Source organism: Pedobacter glucosidilyticus (genome assembly GCF_002483235.1).
Classification (GTDB): domain Bacteria; phylum Bacteroidota; class Bacteroidia; order Sphingobacteriales; family Sphingobacteriaceae; genus Pseudopedobacter; species Pseudopedobacter glucosidilyticum_B.
In genome coordinates this window covers 240,692-258,054 of record NZ_DLHN01000024.1, presented here as the reverse complement: position 1 = coordinate 258,054, position 17,363 = coordinate 240,692, and the positions used below count along the sequence as shown (strand labels likewise).

Annotated in this window: 11 protein-coding genes and 1 tRNA gene; 10 read left to right on the top strand and 2 right to left on the bottom strand. The window is 34.1% G+C overall.

Going from position 1 to position 17,363, the window contains the following annotated elements; genetic code table 11:
• Positions 1-118: 118 nt before the first annotated feature.
• The 4 genes from B2745_RS10540 (at position 119) to B2745_RS10525 (ending at position 5,402) form a co-directional block, all read left to right on the top strand.
• Positions 119-2,842 carry a sensor histidine kinase gene (locus tag B2745_RS10540; protein WP_304066217.1) on the top strand — a complete coding sequence of 908 codons (2,724 nt, stop codon included), beginning with the start codon at positions 119-121 and terminating at the stop codon, positions 2,840-2,842.
• Positions 2,839-3,231 (top strand): response regulator, encoded by a 393-nt coding sequence (locus B2745_RS10535; RefSeq protein ID WP_304066214.1) that lies wholly within the window; start codon positions 2,839-2,841, stop codon positions 3,229-3,231. The genes B2745_RS10540 and B2745_RS10535 overlap by 4 nt, the downstream gene beginning before the upstream one ends.
• Before the next feature lie 8 nt (positions 3,232-3,239).
• Positions 3,240-5,150, top strand: a complete 1,911-nt coding sequence (acs, locus tag B2745_RS10530) for an acetate--CoA ligase (RefSeq protein ID WP_304066211.1) — start codon at positions 3,240-3,242, stop codon at positions 5,148-5,150.
• 66 nt (positions 5,151-5,216) lie between these two features.
• On the top strand, positions 5,217-5,402 hold the full coding sequence (locus tag B2745_RS10525) for a CsbD family protein (RefSeq protein WP_026902650.1): 186 nt from the start codon (positions 5,217-5,219) through the stop codon (positions 5,400-5,402).
• Positions 5,403-5,717: 315 nt separating this feature from the next.
• Here the strand turns inward: B2745_RS10525 and B2745_RS10520 are convergent.
• Positions 5,718-5,791 (bottom strand) — tRNA-Met (locus B2745_RS10520).
• A gap of 193 nt (positions 5,792-5,984) precedes the next feature.
• Between B2745_RS10520 and B2745_RS10515 the strand changes: the two genes are divergently transcribed.
• From B2745_RS10515 to B2745_RS10505, 3 genes are all read left to right on the top strand, one after another.
• On the top strand, positions 5,985-6,368 hold the full coding sequence (locus B2745_RS10515; protein ID WP_026903694.1) for an START-like domain-containing protein: 384 nt from the start codon (positions 5,985-5,987) through the stop codon (positions 6,366-6,368).
• Positions 6,369-6,387: 19 nt separating this feature from the next.
• Positions 6,388-7,830 (top strand): LptF/LptG family permease, encoded by a 1,443-nt coding sequence (locus B2745_RS10510; protein WP_304066208.1) that lies wholly within the window; start codon positions 6,388-6,390, stop codon positions 7,828-7,830.
• A gap of 135 nt (positions 7,831-7,965) precedes the next feature.
• Complete coding sequence (locus B2745_RS10505; protein WP_304066206.1) at positions 7,966-9,171, top strand: bifunctional 3,4-dihydroxy-2-butanone-4-phosphate synthase/GTP cyclohydrolase II; 1,206 nt, start codon at positions 7,966-7,968, stop codon at positions 9,169-9,171.
• A 28-nt stretch (positions 9,172-9,199) separates the two neighbouring features.
• Here the strand turns inward: B2745_RS10505 and B2745_RS10500 are convergent, their stop codons facing one another.
• Positions 9,200-13,594, bottom strand: a complete 4,395-nt coding sequence (locus B2745_RS10500) for a translocation/assembly module TamB domain-containing protein (protein ID WP_304066204.1) — start codon at positions 13,592-13,594, stop codon at positions 9,200-9,202.
• Between the two features lie 106 nt (positions 13,595-13,700).
• On the opposite strand from B2745_RS10500, the gene tsaD reads away from it, so the two are divergent.
• The 3 genes from tsaD to pth are packed head-to-tail and all read left to right on the top strand — an operon-like array spanning position 13,701 to position 17,298.
• Positions 13,701-14,720: a tRNA (adenosine(37)-N6)-threonylcarbamoyltransferase complex transferase subunit TsaD gene (gene tsaD / locus B2745_RS10495; protein WP_304066202.1), complete on the top strand. Its 1,020-nt coding sequence runs from the start codon at positions 13,701-13,703 to the stop codon at positions 14,718-14,720.
• Entirely contained in the window at positions 14,717-16,720 is a 2,004-nt protein-coding gene (locus B2745_RS10490; protein ID WP_304066199.1) for a hypothetical protein, read from the top strand. The genes tsaD and B2745_RS10490 overlap by 4 nt, the downstream gene beginning before the upstream one ends.
• Positions 16,721-16,722: 2 nt before the next feature.
• Complete coding sequence (gene pth, locus B2745_RS10485; protein WP_304066197.1) at positions 16,723-17,298, top strand: aminoacyl-tRNA hydrolase; 576 nt, start codon at positions 16,723-16,725, stop codon at positions 17,296-17,298.
• Positions 17,299-17,363: the final 65 nt, after the last annotated feature.

Below are 17,363 nucleotides of genomic sequence, written 5' to 3'. Positions count from 1 at the left end.
TTAATCGCTCTTCTTTAATTTGGGGTATCCCAACCTTGTATTTATACCTATTTGTTGCTTGGATTTTCATAATCGCCGTATTGTTTTATGTGGTAAGAAAGGATAGTAGAGAATAGATATGAATACTTTATTGGTTGTCATATTTTCTTTTGGTTACCTGCTTTTATTGTTTGGTGTGGCTTACTGGGCCGAGAAAAAATCTAACCAAAACAACAATACGCTAAAGCCTTACGTTTATGCGCTTTCTATGGCGGTTTACTGTACCGCATGGACTTTCTATGGCAGCATTGGCAGGGCAGCAGATTTTGGTCCTGATTTTTTAGCCATTTACATAGGGCCTACCATTGCAGCACCGCTTTGGTTCTTGATTCTTAGGAAGATGATAAGAATCTGCAAAGCGCAAAGAATTACCTCTATTGCCGATTTTATTTCTGCCCGTTATGGTAAAAACACTTCTTTAGGTACTTTAGCAACTATTGTATGTGTATTAGGTGTAATTCCCTACATTTCATTACAAATAAAGGCCATTGCTACAACCTTTGCTTTTTTAGTTAATCACCCTCAGCAAACTAGTTTAAGTTCAAACATCTCTTTATTAAGTAATATCCCCTTTTGGATAACTGTTTTACTAGCTGTTTTTATCATCATTTTTGGTACACGTAAAGTAGATTCAACAGAAAGACATGAAGGCATGGTTACCGCTGTAGCCTTTGAGTCGATAGTGAAATTAGTAGCTTTTCTAGTAGGCGGAATTTTTGTTGTTTTCTTTCTTTTTAATGGGTTTGATGATATTTTTAGCAGAGCAGCCGCCATACCCGCATTGCAAAAGAGTTTTACTTTTGATGCCTCTTATAACTATACCGATTGGTTGGTGATGTGCATCCTATCTATGTTTGCTGTGTTATTATTGCCAAGGCAGTTTCAAGTTGCTGTGGTAGAAAATGTTGATGAGAAACATCTTTATAAAGCTATTTGGTTATTTCCTTTGTATCTTTTAATTATTAACGTATTTGTATTGCCGATAGCCTTAGCTGGGCAGTTATTACCTATATCATCAAATTTTGAGGCTGATTTTAGTATACTCTCTTTGCCATTTGTATACCATCATCAAGGGATTACTTTATTAATTTATTTAGGAGGTTTTTCTGCTGCAACCGGGATGATTATTGTGGAAACCATTGCTTTAAGCACCATGTTGAGCAATAATTTGTTGATACCACTTATTCTTAAAGTAGCTCCTTTCAAAAAGATTTTTATTCATAAGGTAGAGCGGTCTATTAAAAATATCCGGAGGCTGTCTATCATTTTAATCCTGCTCTTGGCTTATGCTTATTTTGCTGAGATTGCTGAAAGTTACTCGCTAGTTTCAACAGGTTTAATTTCTTTTGCTGCGGTAGCGCAATTTGCCCCCGCTGTTATTGGTGGAATGTTTTGGTCTCGGGCTAATAAAAATGGAGCTTTATTAGGCATCATCAGTGGTTTTATCATTTGGTTTTTTACGCTAATTATTCCGGCTATTATTGGGGCAGGTTTATTACCTAAAGAAATTCTAAGTGAGGGTTTATTTGGTTTGGGATTATTAAAACCTAATCAACTATTTGGATTATCGGCTTTTACACCTTTAACACATGCTTTCTTTTGGAGTATGTTTATCAATGTTTTATTGTACGTTTTAGGCTCTTTATACACTAAATCAACCAACCAAGAAGAAATACAAGCTGAACTTTTTATCAACGTTTCTAAATACCGAGTTGCTTACGAAACCTCAGTTAACAGAACAGGGCAAATCAAAATAAAAGAGATTAAAAGCTTGATGGAGCAGTTCTTAGGGCAAGAGAAAACCAAGCAGCTTTTAACACATTTTTCCAGAAGATATCAGCTTAATTTGTTACAAGAAGATGCCAATGCCGACCAACGCCTAATCACTTATGCGGAAAAAATTCTGTCAGGTGTTATTGGTTCTGCATCATCAAGAATATTAATAGAATCTATCGTTAAGGAGGAAGAAATAAGCTTAAATGAAGTTGTAGAAATCCTGAAAGAATCTCAACAATTTATTAGCTTAAATAAAGAGTTACAGCAAAAATCAGAACAATTAAAAAAAGCTTCAGATGCATTAGAATTGGCTAATATGCAAATGAAAGAAGCAGAAATTATTAAAGATGATTTCTTGTATAGTATTACACATGAATTACGTACACCGCTTACCTCTATAAGAGCTTTTTCTGAGATTTTATACGATAACCCTGAGATAGATACCCTACAAAGACAACAGTTTTTAGCCACTATGATTAAGGAAATTGAACGCTTAAGTAGGTTAATTACTCAGGTATTAGATTTAGAAAAATTAGAATCAGGAAAGCAAAATATACAGCATCAGGAAATAGCTATTAAAAAATTAGTTGAGGATGTCTTGCATGCTTTATCTCAGTTAATGAAAGATAAAAATATCACCTTATCTACTTCTTTTCCAGAGCATCTTCCAGTAGTTTATGGAGATCAGGATTTATTATCCAGGGTGGTTAACAACTTGGTTTCTAATGCTATAAAGTATTGTAGTAAAAAGGATGGAGAAATAAAAGTAATGGTTTTAGAGAATGAGGGCTTTATAAAAATCAACATCACAGATAATGGTGAAGGCATCCCGGACAAGGATAAAAATTACGTTTTTAACAAGTTTTATCAAACAGAAAATCAAACTAAAAAGGCAGAAGGAAGTGGTTTAGGCTTAGCAATTTGCAAGAAAATTGTGGAGTTGCACCAAGGAGAAATAGGCGTTGTAGATGCCGAGAAATCTGGTACCTGTTTTTACTTTACATTACCTGTAGCAAAGAAATTATGAGTGTAGCTAGAAAAGTTTTAATTGTTGATGATGACCCAGCCATAGTCATGTCTGTAGAGTTTTTGCTAAGAAAAGCTGGTTTCGAGGTTTTTATTGCTTTAAGTGGTACAGAGGCTATGGTAAAAATTAAAGAACATCAGCCAGAATTAATATTATTAGATATTATGATGCCCGATGTTAACGGTTACGAAGTTTGTGATTTTGTGAAGCAAAGCGAAGCTTACAAACATATAAAAGTGATTTTTATTTCGGCAAAAAGCAAAGATGAAGATATTAAACTTGCATACAGCAAAGGGGCAGATTTGTTCATCATCAAACCTTTTTCTACTCGCCGTTTAATAGAGAAAATAACAGCATTAAATAAAGAAGATTATAAAACAATAAATTAAAGAGAAAAATGGATTTAAGCATCAAGTCGTTTGAAGATTATCAGAAAGTTTATCAACACAGTGTTGAGCAACCAGAGCAATTTTGGGATACTGTTGCAAGCAGCTTCTTATGGAAAAAGAAGTGGAATAAAGTGCTAGACTGGAACTTTAAAGAGCCTGATATCAATTGGTTTGTTGGAGGTAAATTAAATATTACAGAAAATTGTTTAGATAGGCATTTAGCAGACAAAGGAGATCAACCTGCTTTAATTTGGGAACCAAACGACCCAGAAGAGCATCACCGAGCTTTTACCTACAAGCAACTACACCAAAAAGTATGTTTGTTTGCCAATGTTTTAAAAAACAACGGTGCTAAAAAAGGCGATAGAATTTGCATTTACATGCCTATGGTGCCAGAATTAGCTGTTGCTGTTTTAGCTTGTGCCAGAATTGGAGCTATACACTCGGTAGTATTTGGCGGTTTTTCTGCTCAATCTATAGCAGATAGGATACAAGATGCTAATTGCAATATAGTTATTACTGCCGATGGTTCTTACCGAGGCACCAAAGAAGTGCCTTTAAAAAATGTAATGGACGATGCTTTGGTACAATGTCCATCTGTTAAAAGAGTTATTGTACTTACCCGTAGCAGAACGCCAATATCCATGATAAAAGGTCGTGATGTTTGGTGGGAAGATGAAATTAAGAAAGTAGAAACTTTAGGGATGCTAGATTGCCCCGCAGAAGAAATGGATGCAGAAGACCCATTGTTTATCTTATATACATCCGGTTCAACCGGAAAACCCAAGGGCGTAGTGCATACCTGCGGTGGTTACATGGTTTATGCCGGTTACAGTTTCCAAAATGTTTTTCAGTACCAACCAGAAGAAATTTATTTCTGTACTGCAGATATTGGATGGATTACTGGACACACCTATATAGTTTATGGGCCATTAGCTATGGGTGCTACAAGTTTATTGTTTGAAGGTGTGCCAACTTGGCCAGATGCAGGCAGATTTTGGGATATTGTAGCAGAATACAAAGTAAATATCTTATACACTGCGCCTACGGCAATTCGTTCTCTCATGCAATTTGGTTTAGATTTCGTAAAAGATAAAGATTTAAGCTCTTTAAGAGTGTTAGGTTCTGTGGGTGAACCCATAAATGAAGAAGCATGGAATTGGTATCATGAGCATATTGGTAAAAAGAATTGTCCTATTGTTGATACATGGTGGCAAACAGAAACTGGCGGAATTTTAATATCTCCATTAGCTAACGTTACACCAATAAAACCTTGTTTTGCAACCTTACCATTGCCAGGTATACAGCCCATTTTAGTTGATGAAAAAGGTGAGGAAATTGTTGGAAATGGTGTTTCTGGTAATTTATGTATCAAATTTCCGTGGCCCGGGATGTTAAGAACAACCTACGGAGATCATGAACGTTGCCGCGTAAACTACTTTGCTACTTATGATAATTTATATTTTACTGGCGATGGTTGTATGCGTGACGAGGATGGTTATTATCGTATTACAGGTAGGGTAGATGATGTTATCAATGTATCAGGACATAGAATTGGCACAGCAGAAGTAGAAAATGCCATCAATATGTTCTCTGATGTGGTAGAGTCTGCAGTAGTAGGTTATCCGCATGATATTAAAGGACAAGGTATTTATGCTTATGTGATACTTTCTAAAGAGACCGATGATGAAGAGTTAACCAGAAAAGATATAGCTATGACGGTTAGTCGTATCATTGGACCTATTGCTAAACCAGATAAAATACAGTTTGTAAGTGGTTTACCTAAAACCAGATCAGGTAAAATTATGAGAAGAATTTTAAGAAAAATTGCTGAGGGTGAGGTGAATAGTTTAGGCGATACTTCAACCTTGTTAGACCCTAGTGTTGTAGATGAGATTAAGAATAATAGGTTATCTTAAATTCTAGTGGCATGATGCTTGGACATTATTTAGAAATATTTATTCATCTAAAAAAAGGAGAACATCATGGACAAATTAGAATTAAAAGGTAAGTGGAATGAAATTAAAGGTAAGGTAAAACAGGCTTATGCCGATTTAACCGACGATGATTTAACTTACCAAGAAGGCCAAGAAGATGAAATGCTTGGCAAAATACAAAGCAAAACAGGCAAAACCAGAGACGAGGTTGTAAAATGGCTTAGAAGTCTGTAAACAAAGATTAAACTAATGTGAGGTTACTTTTTTGTTACACTTATTATAAAAGTTTGGTATGAGCTTTGTTTATTTTTGTATGTAATCTTCTCAGTAAGATTATTCATACGTTTAGGTTTAGGTTTAGTAAAGATTAAGGAGACATGCCCATGTCTCCTTTTTCTTTTTTAATATTATCTTGTTTAAACGGATCAAAGGATCAAGCGTAAAAGTTGGGGAGGATTAAACTACATCAAAAATACTTATAAAATAAAACTTTTGATGTATTTCAAAAATTAAACAAAAAAAGCCACTTAAAGTGGCTTTTGATTGTAGTAGCGGGGAGCAGGATCGAACTGCCGACCTCAGGGTTATGAATCCTGCGCTCTAACCATCTGAGCTACCCCGCCAAGGGGTAATACATTTTTTATCAGGTTATGAATCCTGTGCTCTTCCCGATAGCTATCAGGATACTTGAACTAATCTTTTCATAAATGGTCTTTTTGAAAAGGTTTGCAAATATAAAGTAAAATACCTTTCTTTAGAAAAGTTTGTGAAAAAAACTTTGATATTTTTTACTCTGGCAATTTATACATCTTATACATGGCTGATAAAGTTAAGTTTACATTAGAATACGAGATTAAATGCTCACCAAAAATTTTATATGGTTTTATAAGTGAACCTAATGGATTATCCCAATGGTTTGCTGATGACGTTTATTTTAAAGATCATGTTTATACCTTTGTATGGGATGATGGAGAAGAACAAAAAGCCAAGATGTTATCTTCAAAAGAGTCTAAATCTGTTAAATTTGCTTGGTTAGATGACGAACCTTATACGTTTTTTGAGTTAGAGATTATTAAGGATGAGTTAACCAACGATGTAGCTTTGGTTATCACAGATTTTGCACTTCCAGAAAACCTAAAAGACCGTCAATTAATTTGGAATATCCAAATAGAAAACCTTTTAAGTGTAATAGGAGCCTGATTTTTGCTACTTTTGCAAAGTGAAAAAGGTACACCTACTCATTATTAAAGCTTTCATTAGGCCTTTCATCGTCACATTTTTTATTGTGATGTTTGTTCTGTTGATGCTTTTTCTATTTAAATATATTGATGATTTAATAGGAAAAGGTTTCGAGTGGTACGTAATTCTACAGTTATTAATGTACGCCGCTGCTACCAACGTAGCCATGGCATTGCCTTTAGCTGTATTGTTATCTTCTATCATGACTTTTGGAAACCTTGGCGAGAATTATGAATTGGTTGCCATAAAATCTGCTGGCATTTCTTTACAAAAGGCAATGGCTCCTTTAGTAGCTATGGTGGTAGGTTTAAGTATTGCAGCTTTCCTTTTTTCTGATTTTATGCTGCCCGTTGCCAATCTAAAAATGGGTTCTTTACTTTATGATGTTAGAAATCAAAAGGCAGCTTTTTTAATAGAAGAAGGCGTTTTTAATAACAGTATCCCGGGTTACTCAATCAGAGTTAAGCAAAAGCTACAAACAGATAGTGGTGATGTCTTAAAAGACATCGTCATTTACGACCAATCTAAAGGAACAGGAAATACAAATGTGCTGATGGCTAATGAAGGTGAAATGTACAAAACCGAGGATAAAAAATTCCTTATTCTTAAACTTAAAGATGGTGTACGGTACGAAGAAAGTAATGGGAAAGGATATGACCCTAGAGAACGTTTAACACGCTTTAATTTCAAGGAAACCGAACAACGTTTTGATTTATCATCATTTAATTTCAAAAGGGAGGATGAAAATTTATTTAAAAACAACTTTCAGATGATGAATTTGAAGGAGTTGGATTCTGCCGAGAAAGATACGAGGGTGAGGTATGATAGCATTAGAACTTTAGGAGCAAAATCTTTAGAGTCTTACTACAAAATATACTATGGCACAGCTAAGTATGGTTCTGCAGTAGGGAAAACGGGTTTAAATTTTAAAAAAGATGGTGTTTTAGCAGGTTTAGATAGCTCCCAGCATGCTGCTGCCGTAACTGCTGCGCTTGATAATGTTAGATATGCCAAAGATGGTTTAGAAACTCATACTTTTCAAGCAGAAGAGTTTATGAAAACCATTAGAAGGTATTTAGTAGAATATAACCGTAAATTTACCCTATCTGTTTCTTGTTTAGTTCTTTTCTTTATAGGTGCTCCTTTAGGTGCAATTATAAGAAAAGGTGGTTTAGGTTTACCTGTAGTAGTTTCTGTTATTTTCTTTTTGGTCTATCATGTCATCAGTACCGTTGGCGAGAAATCTGTTAAAGAAGGTTCGCTATCACCAGTAATGGGAATGTGGATAGCTATATTTGTACTTACCCCTCTAGGATTATTTTTAACCTACAAGGCAACGGTAGATTCTGCACTTTTTGATACAGATTCCTATAAAAATTTCTTTAAAAAATTACTGAAAAAGAAAGAAAAAAATATCCAGTAATTATTGCAAAGGCTTGACGCTACAAACCATCCAAACATAAAATTGGTATTTAAAATCATTAAATTTGTCTGTATCAAAAAAACTAAACTTTGTAGCCAATATTTGTTTACGTTTTAGATACATAAATTATAAAACATGCTTAATACAATAGAAGAAGCAATTGAGGATATTAAAGCAGGTAAAATCATCATAGTTGTAGATGATGAAGACCGCGAAAATGAGGGTGATTTTTTAACAGCTGCTCGTAACGCCACACCAGAAGTGATTAACTTTATGGCTAAGCATGGAAGAGGTTTAATTTGTGCTCCTATCACTACAGATAGATGTCGTGAGCTAAACCTTGAGCTTATGGTAGGTAAAAACACTGCCACTTTTGAAACCAATTTCACGGTTTCGATTGATCTGATTGGTCACGGTTGCACCACCGGTATATCTGCATCAGACCGTTCTAAAACCATTATGGCGCTTATAGACCCTAAAATAAAAGCAGAAGATTTAGGTAGACCAGGACATATTTTTCCTTTAATTTCTAAAAACGGTGGTGTGATTAGAAGAGCCGGACATACAGAGGCTGCTGTTGATTTGGCAGAACTAGCCGGTTTTGAGCCTGCCGGAGTGATTTGTGAAATCATGAACGAAGAAGGCGAAATGGCTAGATTACCAGAACTATTAGAAATGGCTAAGAAACTGGATATGAAGATTGTTTCTATTCAGGATTTAATTAGCTATCGTTTAAGAACCGAGTCACTCATTAAAAAAGAAGTATCTGTCAAATTACCAACAGAGTGGGGTGATTTTGAAATGGTTGCTTTTACACAGGTGAATACCGGAGAAAACCATTTAGCACTTGTGAAAGGAAGTTGGGAAGACGATGAACCTATCCTGGTTAGGGTACATAGTTCTTGTATCACTGGAGATATTTTTGGCTCTTGCAGATGCGATTGTGGTCCGCAATTACATAAAGCCATGGAGATGATAGAGAAAGAAGGGAAGGGTTTAATTGTTTACATGAACCAGGAGGGTAGAGGCATAGGCTTGGTAAATAAACTAAAAAGCTATAATCTACAAGAAAACGGAATGGATACTTTTGAAGCTAATATAGCCTTAGGTTTTGGTATGGATGAAAGAGATTATGGAGTAGGAGCTCAGATTATCAGGAGCTTAGGTGTTAGAAAGATGAAGTTAATGTCTAATAACCCTACAAAAAGAGCTGGTTTAATAGGTTACGGCTTAGAAGTAGTTGATAATGTGCCAATAGAAATTGAATCTAACAAGCATAACGAACTCTACTTAAAAGCTAAAAGAGATAAAATGGGTCATACCATCATGAAAGAAAGATAATTTTAAAAGAAAGAGGAAGGTTAAGAAATTAATTTTCCTCTTCTTCTTTTGGGGTAACGATAATAGGTTTGCTTAACGTTTTTCTTCTATCTTCAGCATTTTCCTTGCTTTCTGCTTCTCGTTTTCCTCGGGCAAAAGTATTTCTAATAAATTCTTTAAATGTATCGTATTCTTGGGTGTAAACCAATCCAAAACCATTTACATATAAATCTGTATTGAGGTTAAACAAATCCTGATTGGTTGGTCTTTGAAAAGATTTTGCAATAAAACTTCCATCTTTATTGATGTTAAAACTCATTTCTAAGTCTCTTGTTAAATCATTTAAATTAGAATTTAGGAGGTTATTATTTAGCACATCATTAGAATATCTATTATTTACAAAGTTTCCGGTAATTCTTAACCTATTATTGAAAAAGCTATAGCTTCCGCCGATTTCATTTTGCGAGCGTACGTTAATATCTAGATTTTTGATATTTAAAGATTGAGAAATAATATTATTGATTTTACTAAAGGCAAGCTCTAAACCAGAACCTAATAAATCATTATTGGTAAAGCCAATACCACCACCAGAATTTCCGTTAAAACTATTCCTCACTACCAGGTTAATCACTTGTTGGGCTTCGTTATCTTCATTATCTAAATAACCCTGCAAACGCGTTTTAATATCAGTATTGTTAGGAAAAGCCAAGTTAAAAGTAATATCAGGGTTTAACAAAGAACCTTTAAGCATCATCTCAGCTTCAGCCAAAACACGTAAATTTCTTTGATCATCTGGGAGTGTAGTTCCTGCTGCTTGGTACAGAGGTAAAAGACTTGCCCGTGTACTATAAACAGCGTTTAAATTGATGTTTGCATCGCTAGGATCGCCTGTCCAGCGTATGGTACCACCTTTTCTAATATCAAAAGTTTTATTGATAACGTTATTGGCTGTAAAATCAAATTTACCTTCGTTAATAATATAATCACCAAACATTTCAAAATCACCTAAGCTGGTGATTCTCAATCTTAATTGCCCGTCGCCTTTACCCGAGAGGTTTCCTACTTCGGTTAAAATATTAGCTGTAGATGTTTGTCCTACTTCAAGCTCAAACTCCATGGTTAGACCATTAAAAAAATTCTCTTTTTTGACTTTATTTAGAGAAGTGTCTTTAGCAACATAAGTAATAAAATCATTATTACCTATGGTAGAGGCATTGTTAAGCGGAATGGTAAATATTGTTCCTTCTTCTGTTTTGGCTTTGATATTGATATTCATGGCGTCGGTAGGTCCTTTAAAAGTGAAAGTCCCTGTTCCAAATGCAGTACCATAATAAATGGCATTATCTTTTGAGGTAGTGTTAAGCGCCATAAAATTATTGGCTTTAACGCTGATATCTAATAAAGGATTAGATGGATTTTTTAAGTCTACACTACCATTAGCAATGGCTTTGTGATTAAAAGCGTCTACAATTTCTAAATCTTCTAAACGTATAAGGCTATTTTCTATGCTTACATCATCATTAATGGTATAGGATGTTTTTAAATAATTTACGGTAAACCCGGCATTAGCCAGTTTAACATCTCCATTTATTTGTGGGTTACTAAATTTACCTGTGATTTTTAAATCAGATGATATATTCCCCTTTAATTTAGTGATTAAGTTTTTTACAAAGGGCTCAAACAAAATAAGTTCTGTTTGGTCCAAATTCATAGCCAAATCTAAGTTGTTTGTTTCGCTTTTAAAATCAACAATACCTGTAATATCTGTAGTTTTTTTGTCGTTTTTCTCTACGCTAGCTTTGATGTTGATGTTATTTTCTTCGTTATCGTAGGCAGAAGCCAAGCGTACAAATCCAATTTCTGTTCTGTTATATCTTAAAGAATCTACGGTAATGTCTGCTCCAATATTAGGGTTTCCTAAAATGGCTGATAAGTTGGCAGTACCATTCATAACGCCTTTTAGCTCTACTCCGAAGTTTTTAGTAAGCTGACTTAAAGAAGACATCTGTAAGTTTTCTATCACAATTTCTAGTAAATCATCTTCAGAGGCTGATATAGCCCCATTAACAGCTACCAATTGTGTGGTATTTGATAGCTCAAAACCTTCTATAATGGTTTTATTTTCTTCAAATTTAATACTGGCTTTATCTTCAACCTTCCATATTTGGTTATCAATAATAATATCAGAAGGTAAGATGCTTACTTTTGCTAAAGTATCGCTACCAAACTCTACCAAGCCGTACAAGTCTAATTGGTTAACTGCATCTTTATCAGATAATTTAACGTTAAAAGTTAGACTATCACTTTTTAAAGTGTTTTGTAAAATGATATTTTGTACATATAAGCCATTTTCAGAAAACTCTACTTTATCTAAAGATAAAATAGCTTCAAAAGATTTTGGGTTTGTATTTTGGTCGATGATTAAATTGTTGAAAACCATATTATTGTATTTGATGGTTTTTACATAACCGTTTAAACTAACCAGGTTATTTTTAGAATCAAATTTACCATTGAATACACCTCTTTCGGGGATTTTAATTTGAGGGAAAAAGATGTTTGATACATAATCAAAATTCTTTAAATCTATGTTAAACTCAAAATTCTGATCTTTTGGAGGTACAATTTTAGTTTTTAAAGATGGGATATATTTTTTTACTACTGTTTTAAATGCCGATGGTAAGGTTGCCAGATCATATTGCCCTTTTATAGTAGCATCGCCAATATCTGATGTAAGCGCAAGCAATCTATCTTTACCAATTCCTCTGGCCCTTAAATAAACAGAATCTATTACAAAAGAGCTATCTTTTGTAGTGGCTTTAACGTGGCTAAGCTCCAGATTTCCTTGTATATTATCTAGGCTATTGCCTGTAAAATTTGTAGTAAAATCGGCATCAATTTGTACAGTATCTTTATAAAGGTTTAGTTTATGAAGATTAGCTTGTCTTATTTGCGCTTTAAATTTAAACTCTGGAAGGCTGGGGTTTAGGTTAGCTAAACCATTAAAATCAAGTTTAAGATTTTTATCATTAACTTTTACTTTACCATCAAAAAGTTGCTTATTAATAGTACCATCAACTTTTATATTACTGTAGCGGTAGCCTTTAAAGTCAAAATATTTTACAGAAGCTGCAACTTCTTCATAAATCTTATCAAGCTCAAAATCTCTTCCTTTTACATCAACTGTAAAGCTGGTACGGTTTAAGGTTGATTGGCCTGTTAAATCGCCTATATTAAAATCAAAAGCTTGTAAATTACCCGTATAAGAAGGAATACCAGCTTTATCAATTTTCATGTTGATGTCTGATTTCAATCGGCCTAGCTTAGTTTTAAACTCGCCATAAGCAATAAAATCATTCTGGAAACCGGTAAACTGTCCGTTAAAATTGATATTACCAAATTTATCTATAATAGCCGGAATGGCTTTAATTTTGTTGGCTGTAGCTTTTCCAAGGATATAATCAATATCTTTTTTATTGCTGTAAACCTGGTCAAACCTAAGGTCTAGAAAAGTATTATCCCAATCTGGTAAGCCTCGTAAATTAAAATCTCCTTTAATGTAAGTTGCTTGTCCGGCTTTAATAGTTAAATCTCTAGCTTTTAGGTTATTAATTCTACCTTTTATATTTCCGGTTATATCTAAAACCAAATCCATTTTTGCTAGTTGAGGAGCAAAATAGGCAATGTCTTTGGCTACAATTTTAGCATTTTTAAAGTGTGCATCAACGCTTACTAGGTTATTAAAATCCTGAAAATCTTTAAAGCTTTTAAAACGCATACTATAGTAGTCTGTAAGCGTTGTACTTGGTGTTTGCAGTAGCATATTTTCTACCGTTATGCTATTGGTATCTATAGTTAAAGCACCCGTAAGATTATTGAGTATAAAACCCGTTTTCTCTTTAAATCGAAGTTTATTGATTTGTGCTTTGAAAAGATGGTTTTTAGTATCTAAGTTATTGATATCGGCACTAAAATTCAGTAAGTGGATGTTGTTATAATCAATACCTTCTTTAAAAACAACTTTAGAAAGGTAATTGATATACCTAAAGTCTAGATTTTTGATGATGATATTGTTGAGGTTAAAATTAAAGGGACGCTTTTTTTGGGTGGTATCTACTACGCCAGAATCAAAATAGTTAATGATAAAAGTTAAATTTGTGGTACTATCTTTATAAGATTTTAGGAAAAACTTAGCATTGGTAAGCTCTGCATAGTCTAAATCTATTCTTCTTTCAGAAAACGGGGCGAAGTAATTTATATCAACTTCTAATTCGGGGGCTAGTAAAAGTGTATCACCTTCTAAATCCTCTACCAATAAGCCTTCTAATACTAAAGATTTAAAAGGTTTCAAATATAAAGAGCCAATTTCTACACGGGTTTTAAGCTCATCAGCTAAAAAAGCGGCTGCTTTTTTTGCTGCCCAAGTTTGTACAGGTTTAAATTGCAAAGAAAAAATAAGTGTTCCTATCAGGATGATGATAGTTAATAAAATATAAAGCGATATTTTGAATACTTTTTTAATAATTTTGCTTTTAAACTTTATAAAATAATTTGTGGCAATAATACTCGGAATAGAATCCTCTTGTGATGAAACTTCTGCATCTGTATGTATAGACGGTGCAATAGTGTCTAATATTATAGCAAACCAAACTATTCATCATCAATATGGTGGTGTAGTACCAGAATTAGCTTCCAGAGTACATCAACAAAATATTATTCCGGCTGTTCACCAAGCCATAGTTGCAGCAAAAATAAATAAAAATCAGATAGATGCAGTAGCTTTTACACGCGGCCCTGGTTTATTAGGTTCTTTATTAGTGGGAACCTCTTTTGCCAAGGCTTTTGCTCTAGCAAATGAGATACCATTAATTGAGGTAAACCACATGCAGGCGCATATTTTAGCTCATTTTATCCCGAATCAAAGAGAGGATGAAAAGCTCCCTAAGTTTCCTTTTATTTGCTTAACCGTTTCTGGTGGGCATACCCAAATTGTTTTGGTTAAAGATTATTTTGAGATGGAGATACTAGGAGAAACCACAGATGATGCTGCTGGAGAAGCTTTTGATAAAACAGCTAAAATTCTTGAACTGCCTTATCCGGGTGGTCCTTTGATAGACCAATACGCTCAAACAGGGAATCCGCATGCTTACCAATTTCCAGAACCGCAAATACCGGGCTTAAACTTTAGTTTTAGCGGATTAAAAACCTCTATCCTGTATTTTGTAAGAGATCATGTAAAAGAAAACCCCAATTTTGTTCAAGAAAATTTAGCTGATATTTGTGCTTCGGTACAGTATCGTATCGTGTCTATCTTATTAAACAAGCTTAAAAAAGCAGCTCAGGAATATCAAATTACAGATATTGCTATTGCTGGCGGAGTTTCAGCAAACTCTGGTCTACGTACAGCCTTAACAGCATTGGCACACCAGAAAGGTTGGAATGTTTTTATTCCGAAATTTGAATATTGTACAGACAATGCAGCCATGATTGCCATTGCTGGCTACTATAAATTCTTGAAAGGCGATTTTGTTGGGCAAGATATTGCGCCTTTAGCTCGTATGCCTATCGTATGAGGTATTTTACCCATAAAAGAAAATTAAGCGGACTAGCTATCATTTTAGCTGGATTTCTTCTTTTGATTTTTCAGCATCTTTTTGCTTACACTGGGCACTTTGGTTTTGATGATTTAAATTATGCAGAGCTGGCTCATGCCTTTTTTCAGAAGCAGCCTGTTTGGGGTCATACTTTTACATTTCGCTTTGGTATTGTTATTCCTTTAGGGGTTTTATATTGGCTTTTTGGCGTTTCTGATAGTGTCTCTATCATTTTTCCCATGTTGGTTTCCTTGGGTTTATTGTTGTTAGTTTATGATCATCTAAAAGGAGAAACCTATAAAACTTGGATAGCCACCGCTATTTTACTTTCAAACCCTTGGATAACTTTTTATAGCGACAAAATTGGGGTAGATATTCCGATTACTTTTTTGATACTGCTTGCTATAACTTTTTTATATAAAGCAAGATATAGTATTTATTGGCAAAGAAAACAGGGCTTAAGTGGATTCCTGTTTGCAAGCACTATTTTCTTGGGTTTATTAACCAAAGAAACCATCTGGTTTTTATTTCCGCTGGTTGTTTTTTTCTTTGTTCTTGATGTGATTAGGCTACAGCGACTAAAATTTTGGTTTAGCGCTGTGCTTTGGTTGAGCTTGTTTTTGGTTATTTATTTTTATTGGCAATACTTACAATTTGGTAATTGGTTTTATAGGTTTGAGCTCATTCAAAAATATGATAAAACCAATTTATGCTCTTATGATAGACAACCTATAGAGGTAGTTTTACATCGTATTAGCTATGAGTTATTTCTTTATTTTTTTAAAGAATCGACTTTTATACTACCCATTTTAGCTGTCTTTTTATGTTTAACCAAGCAAACTTTTACCAATAGCAGAACTAAAGAGAACTTTTGGCTTTTAAGTGCTATCATACTTATTTTAACGGCTAATTTTTGGAGTATCTCTTATCATTCTTACCATCCTTTATGTGTTGATATCAGACATTATTTATTCATCATGCCTGTATCGGCTATAGCCATTGCTCATCATTATAAAAAGTTGTTTAGATTTTGGCCAATTATTTTCCTTTTGGCTACAAGTATGCTGGTTATTATTTTGGACGAATACTGGGATATAAAGACCATCGCCATCTATCAAGCAGTTTGTTTAATGCTGATTTTTGCTTTGATGCTTGTATTTATCAAACATCAAAAATATATTTTCTTAGGTATAGCTTTATTGCCTTTACTGAATGTTTATGTACAGCTAAAATCAGCAAAAGCGTTTAATTATCCAGAGCAAAAATCTATAGCTCAGCAGTTTATTAAGGATAAGAAAAACACTACCGTTTATACTGCAGGAACACACATCAGATTGTTTAAATACCTTTTAGGTTTTCAGTTAAATCATTATAAGCTAATACCTTATGCAAGCTTTAAAAAGTTGGAAGACGGCTACCATTACTGGAATTACCATGCCGCTTATGCAGCTGGCGAATTGGATTTTGTGCCACCAGAAGTTAATCATTTCTCTGTACAAGAACATCAATTATTAGATACGCGGGATATAAAAATTTGGCGTATCAATAAACAATTTTTAAATGCTGAACCAGAATTTTATGAGGCAAAAAAATCTCCTCTATGGACAGGTTTTATTACAGATACTACGCTTTTAAAATCGAAAGATGAGTTTGGACCTACTTTTAAAACCATGATTAATGCCGATGTGAAAAGTATAAATATCTCTGCTAAATGGAAATTGAAGAAAAAGGATGCAAAAGATGCTACTTTGGTATTTGCTTTAGAAGAGCAAGGTAAAATGATTTTTTGGAAACCCTTTAGCATCCATTCTGATAGGGCAGTGGTAGATAATTGGTATGTTTTATATAAGTCTGTTAGGTTTGAAAATTTTAAGATTTCTAAACAGGCAGAACTTAAAGTTTATATTTGGAATAATTTTAAAACAGAATTGGAAATTGCCGAAGCTAGCGTTTCCTTAGTTAGAGCTCGTAAAGATTAAAGATGAAATACCTAATTGTTGGTCTTGGAAATATAGGTCCTGAATATGCTGACAACCGCCATAATATAGGTTTTATGGTGTTGGATGAATTAGCGAAACAAGAGAATGCTAAATTTTCTATGTTAAAGCTAGCTTATTATACAGAAGTTTCTTTTAAAGGGCGTATGCTGCATCTGATAAAGCCAACTACTTATATGAATTTGAGTGGTAAAGCTGTAAGTTATTGGATGAAGGAATTAAAAATTCCAATAGAAAATGTCTTGGTAATTGTTGATGATTTAGCTATTCCTTTTGGAGCTATCAAATTAAAACCAAAGGGCAGCCCAGCCGGACATAATGGTTTAAAAAGTATTGAAGGACTGTTAGGTTCTAACGAGTATAGTCGCATTAAATTTGGTATCAGTGATCATTTTCCAAAAGGTCGTCAGGCTGATTATGTATTAAGCGGTTTTGATCAAGATGAGATACCAGATTTGCCTGCTTTGATAGAGCGTTCTATAGCTATCATCAAAAGCTTTGTAACGGTAGGAGCTGAACTTACTATGACTAATTTTAATAACTTGAAGCTGCCTAAGTAAGCTTTTTATTTTTGTAGATTTAAGAACAACGGGCTATCACCCACAAGGCTTTCCGGCCTCATAGG

What these genes read in the sequence shown, in the direction of transcription:
- acs (WP_304066211.1), top strand. Translation starts at nt 3,240, where the DNA reads ATGGATTTAAGCATCAAGTCGTTTGAAGATTATCAGAAAGTTTATCAA.
- B2745_RS10535 (WP_304066214.1), top strand. Translation starts at nt 2,839, where the DNA reads ATGAGTGTAGCTAGAAAAGTTTTAATTGTTGATGATGACCCAGCCATA.
- B2745_RS10525 (WP_026902650.1), top strand. Translation starts at nt 5,217, where the DNA reads ATGGACAAATTAGAATTAAAAGGTAAGTGGAATGAAATTAAAGGTAAG.
- B2745_RS10490 (WP_304066199.1), top strand. Translation starts at nt 14,717, where the DNA reads ATGAGGTATTTTACCCATAAAAGAAAATTAAGCGGACTAGCTATCATT.
- B2745_RS10540 (WP_304066217.1), top strand. Translation starts at nt 119, where the DNA reads ATGAATACTTTATTGGTTGTCATATTTTCTTTTGGTTACCTGCTTTTA.
- pth (WP_304066197.1), top strand. Translation starts at nt 16,723, where the DNA reads ATGAAATACCTAATTGTTGGTCTTGGAAATATAGGTCCTGAATATGCT.
- B2745_RS10505 (WP_304066206.1), top strand. Translation starts at nt 7,966, where the DNA reads ATGCTTAATACAATAGAAGAAGCAATTGAGGATATTAAAGCAGGTAAA.
- B2745_RS10515 (WP_026903694.1), top strand. Translation starts at nt 5,985, where the DNA reads ATGGCTGATAAAGTTAAGTTTACATTAGAATACGAGATTAAATGCTCA.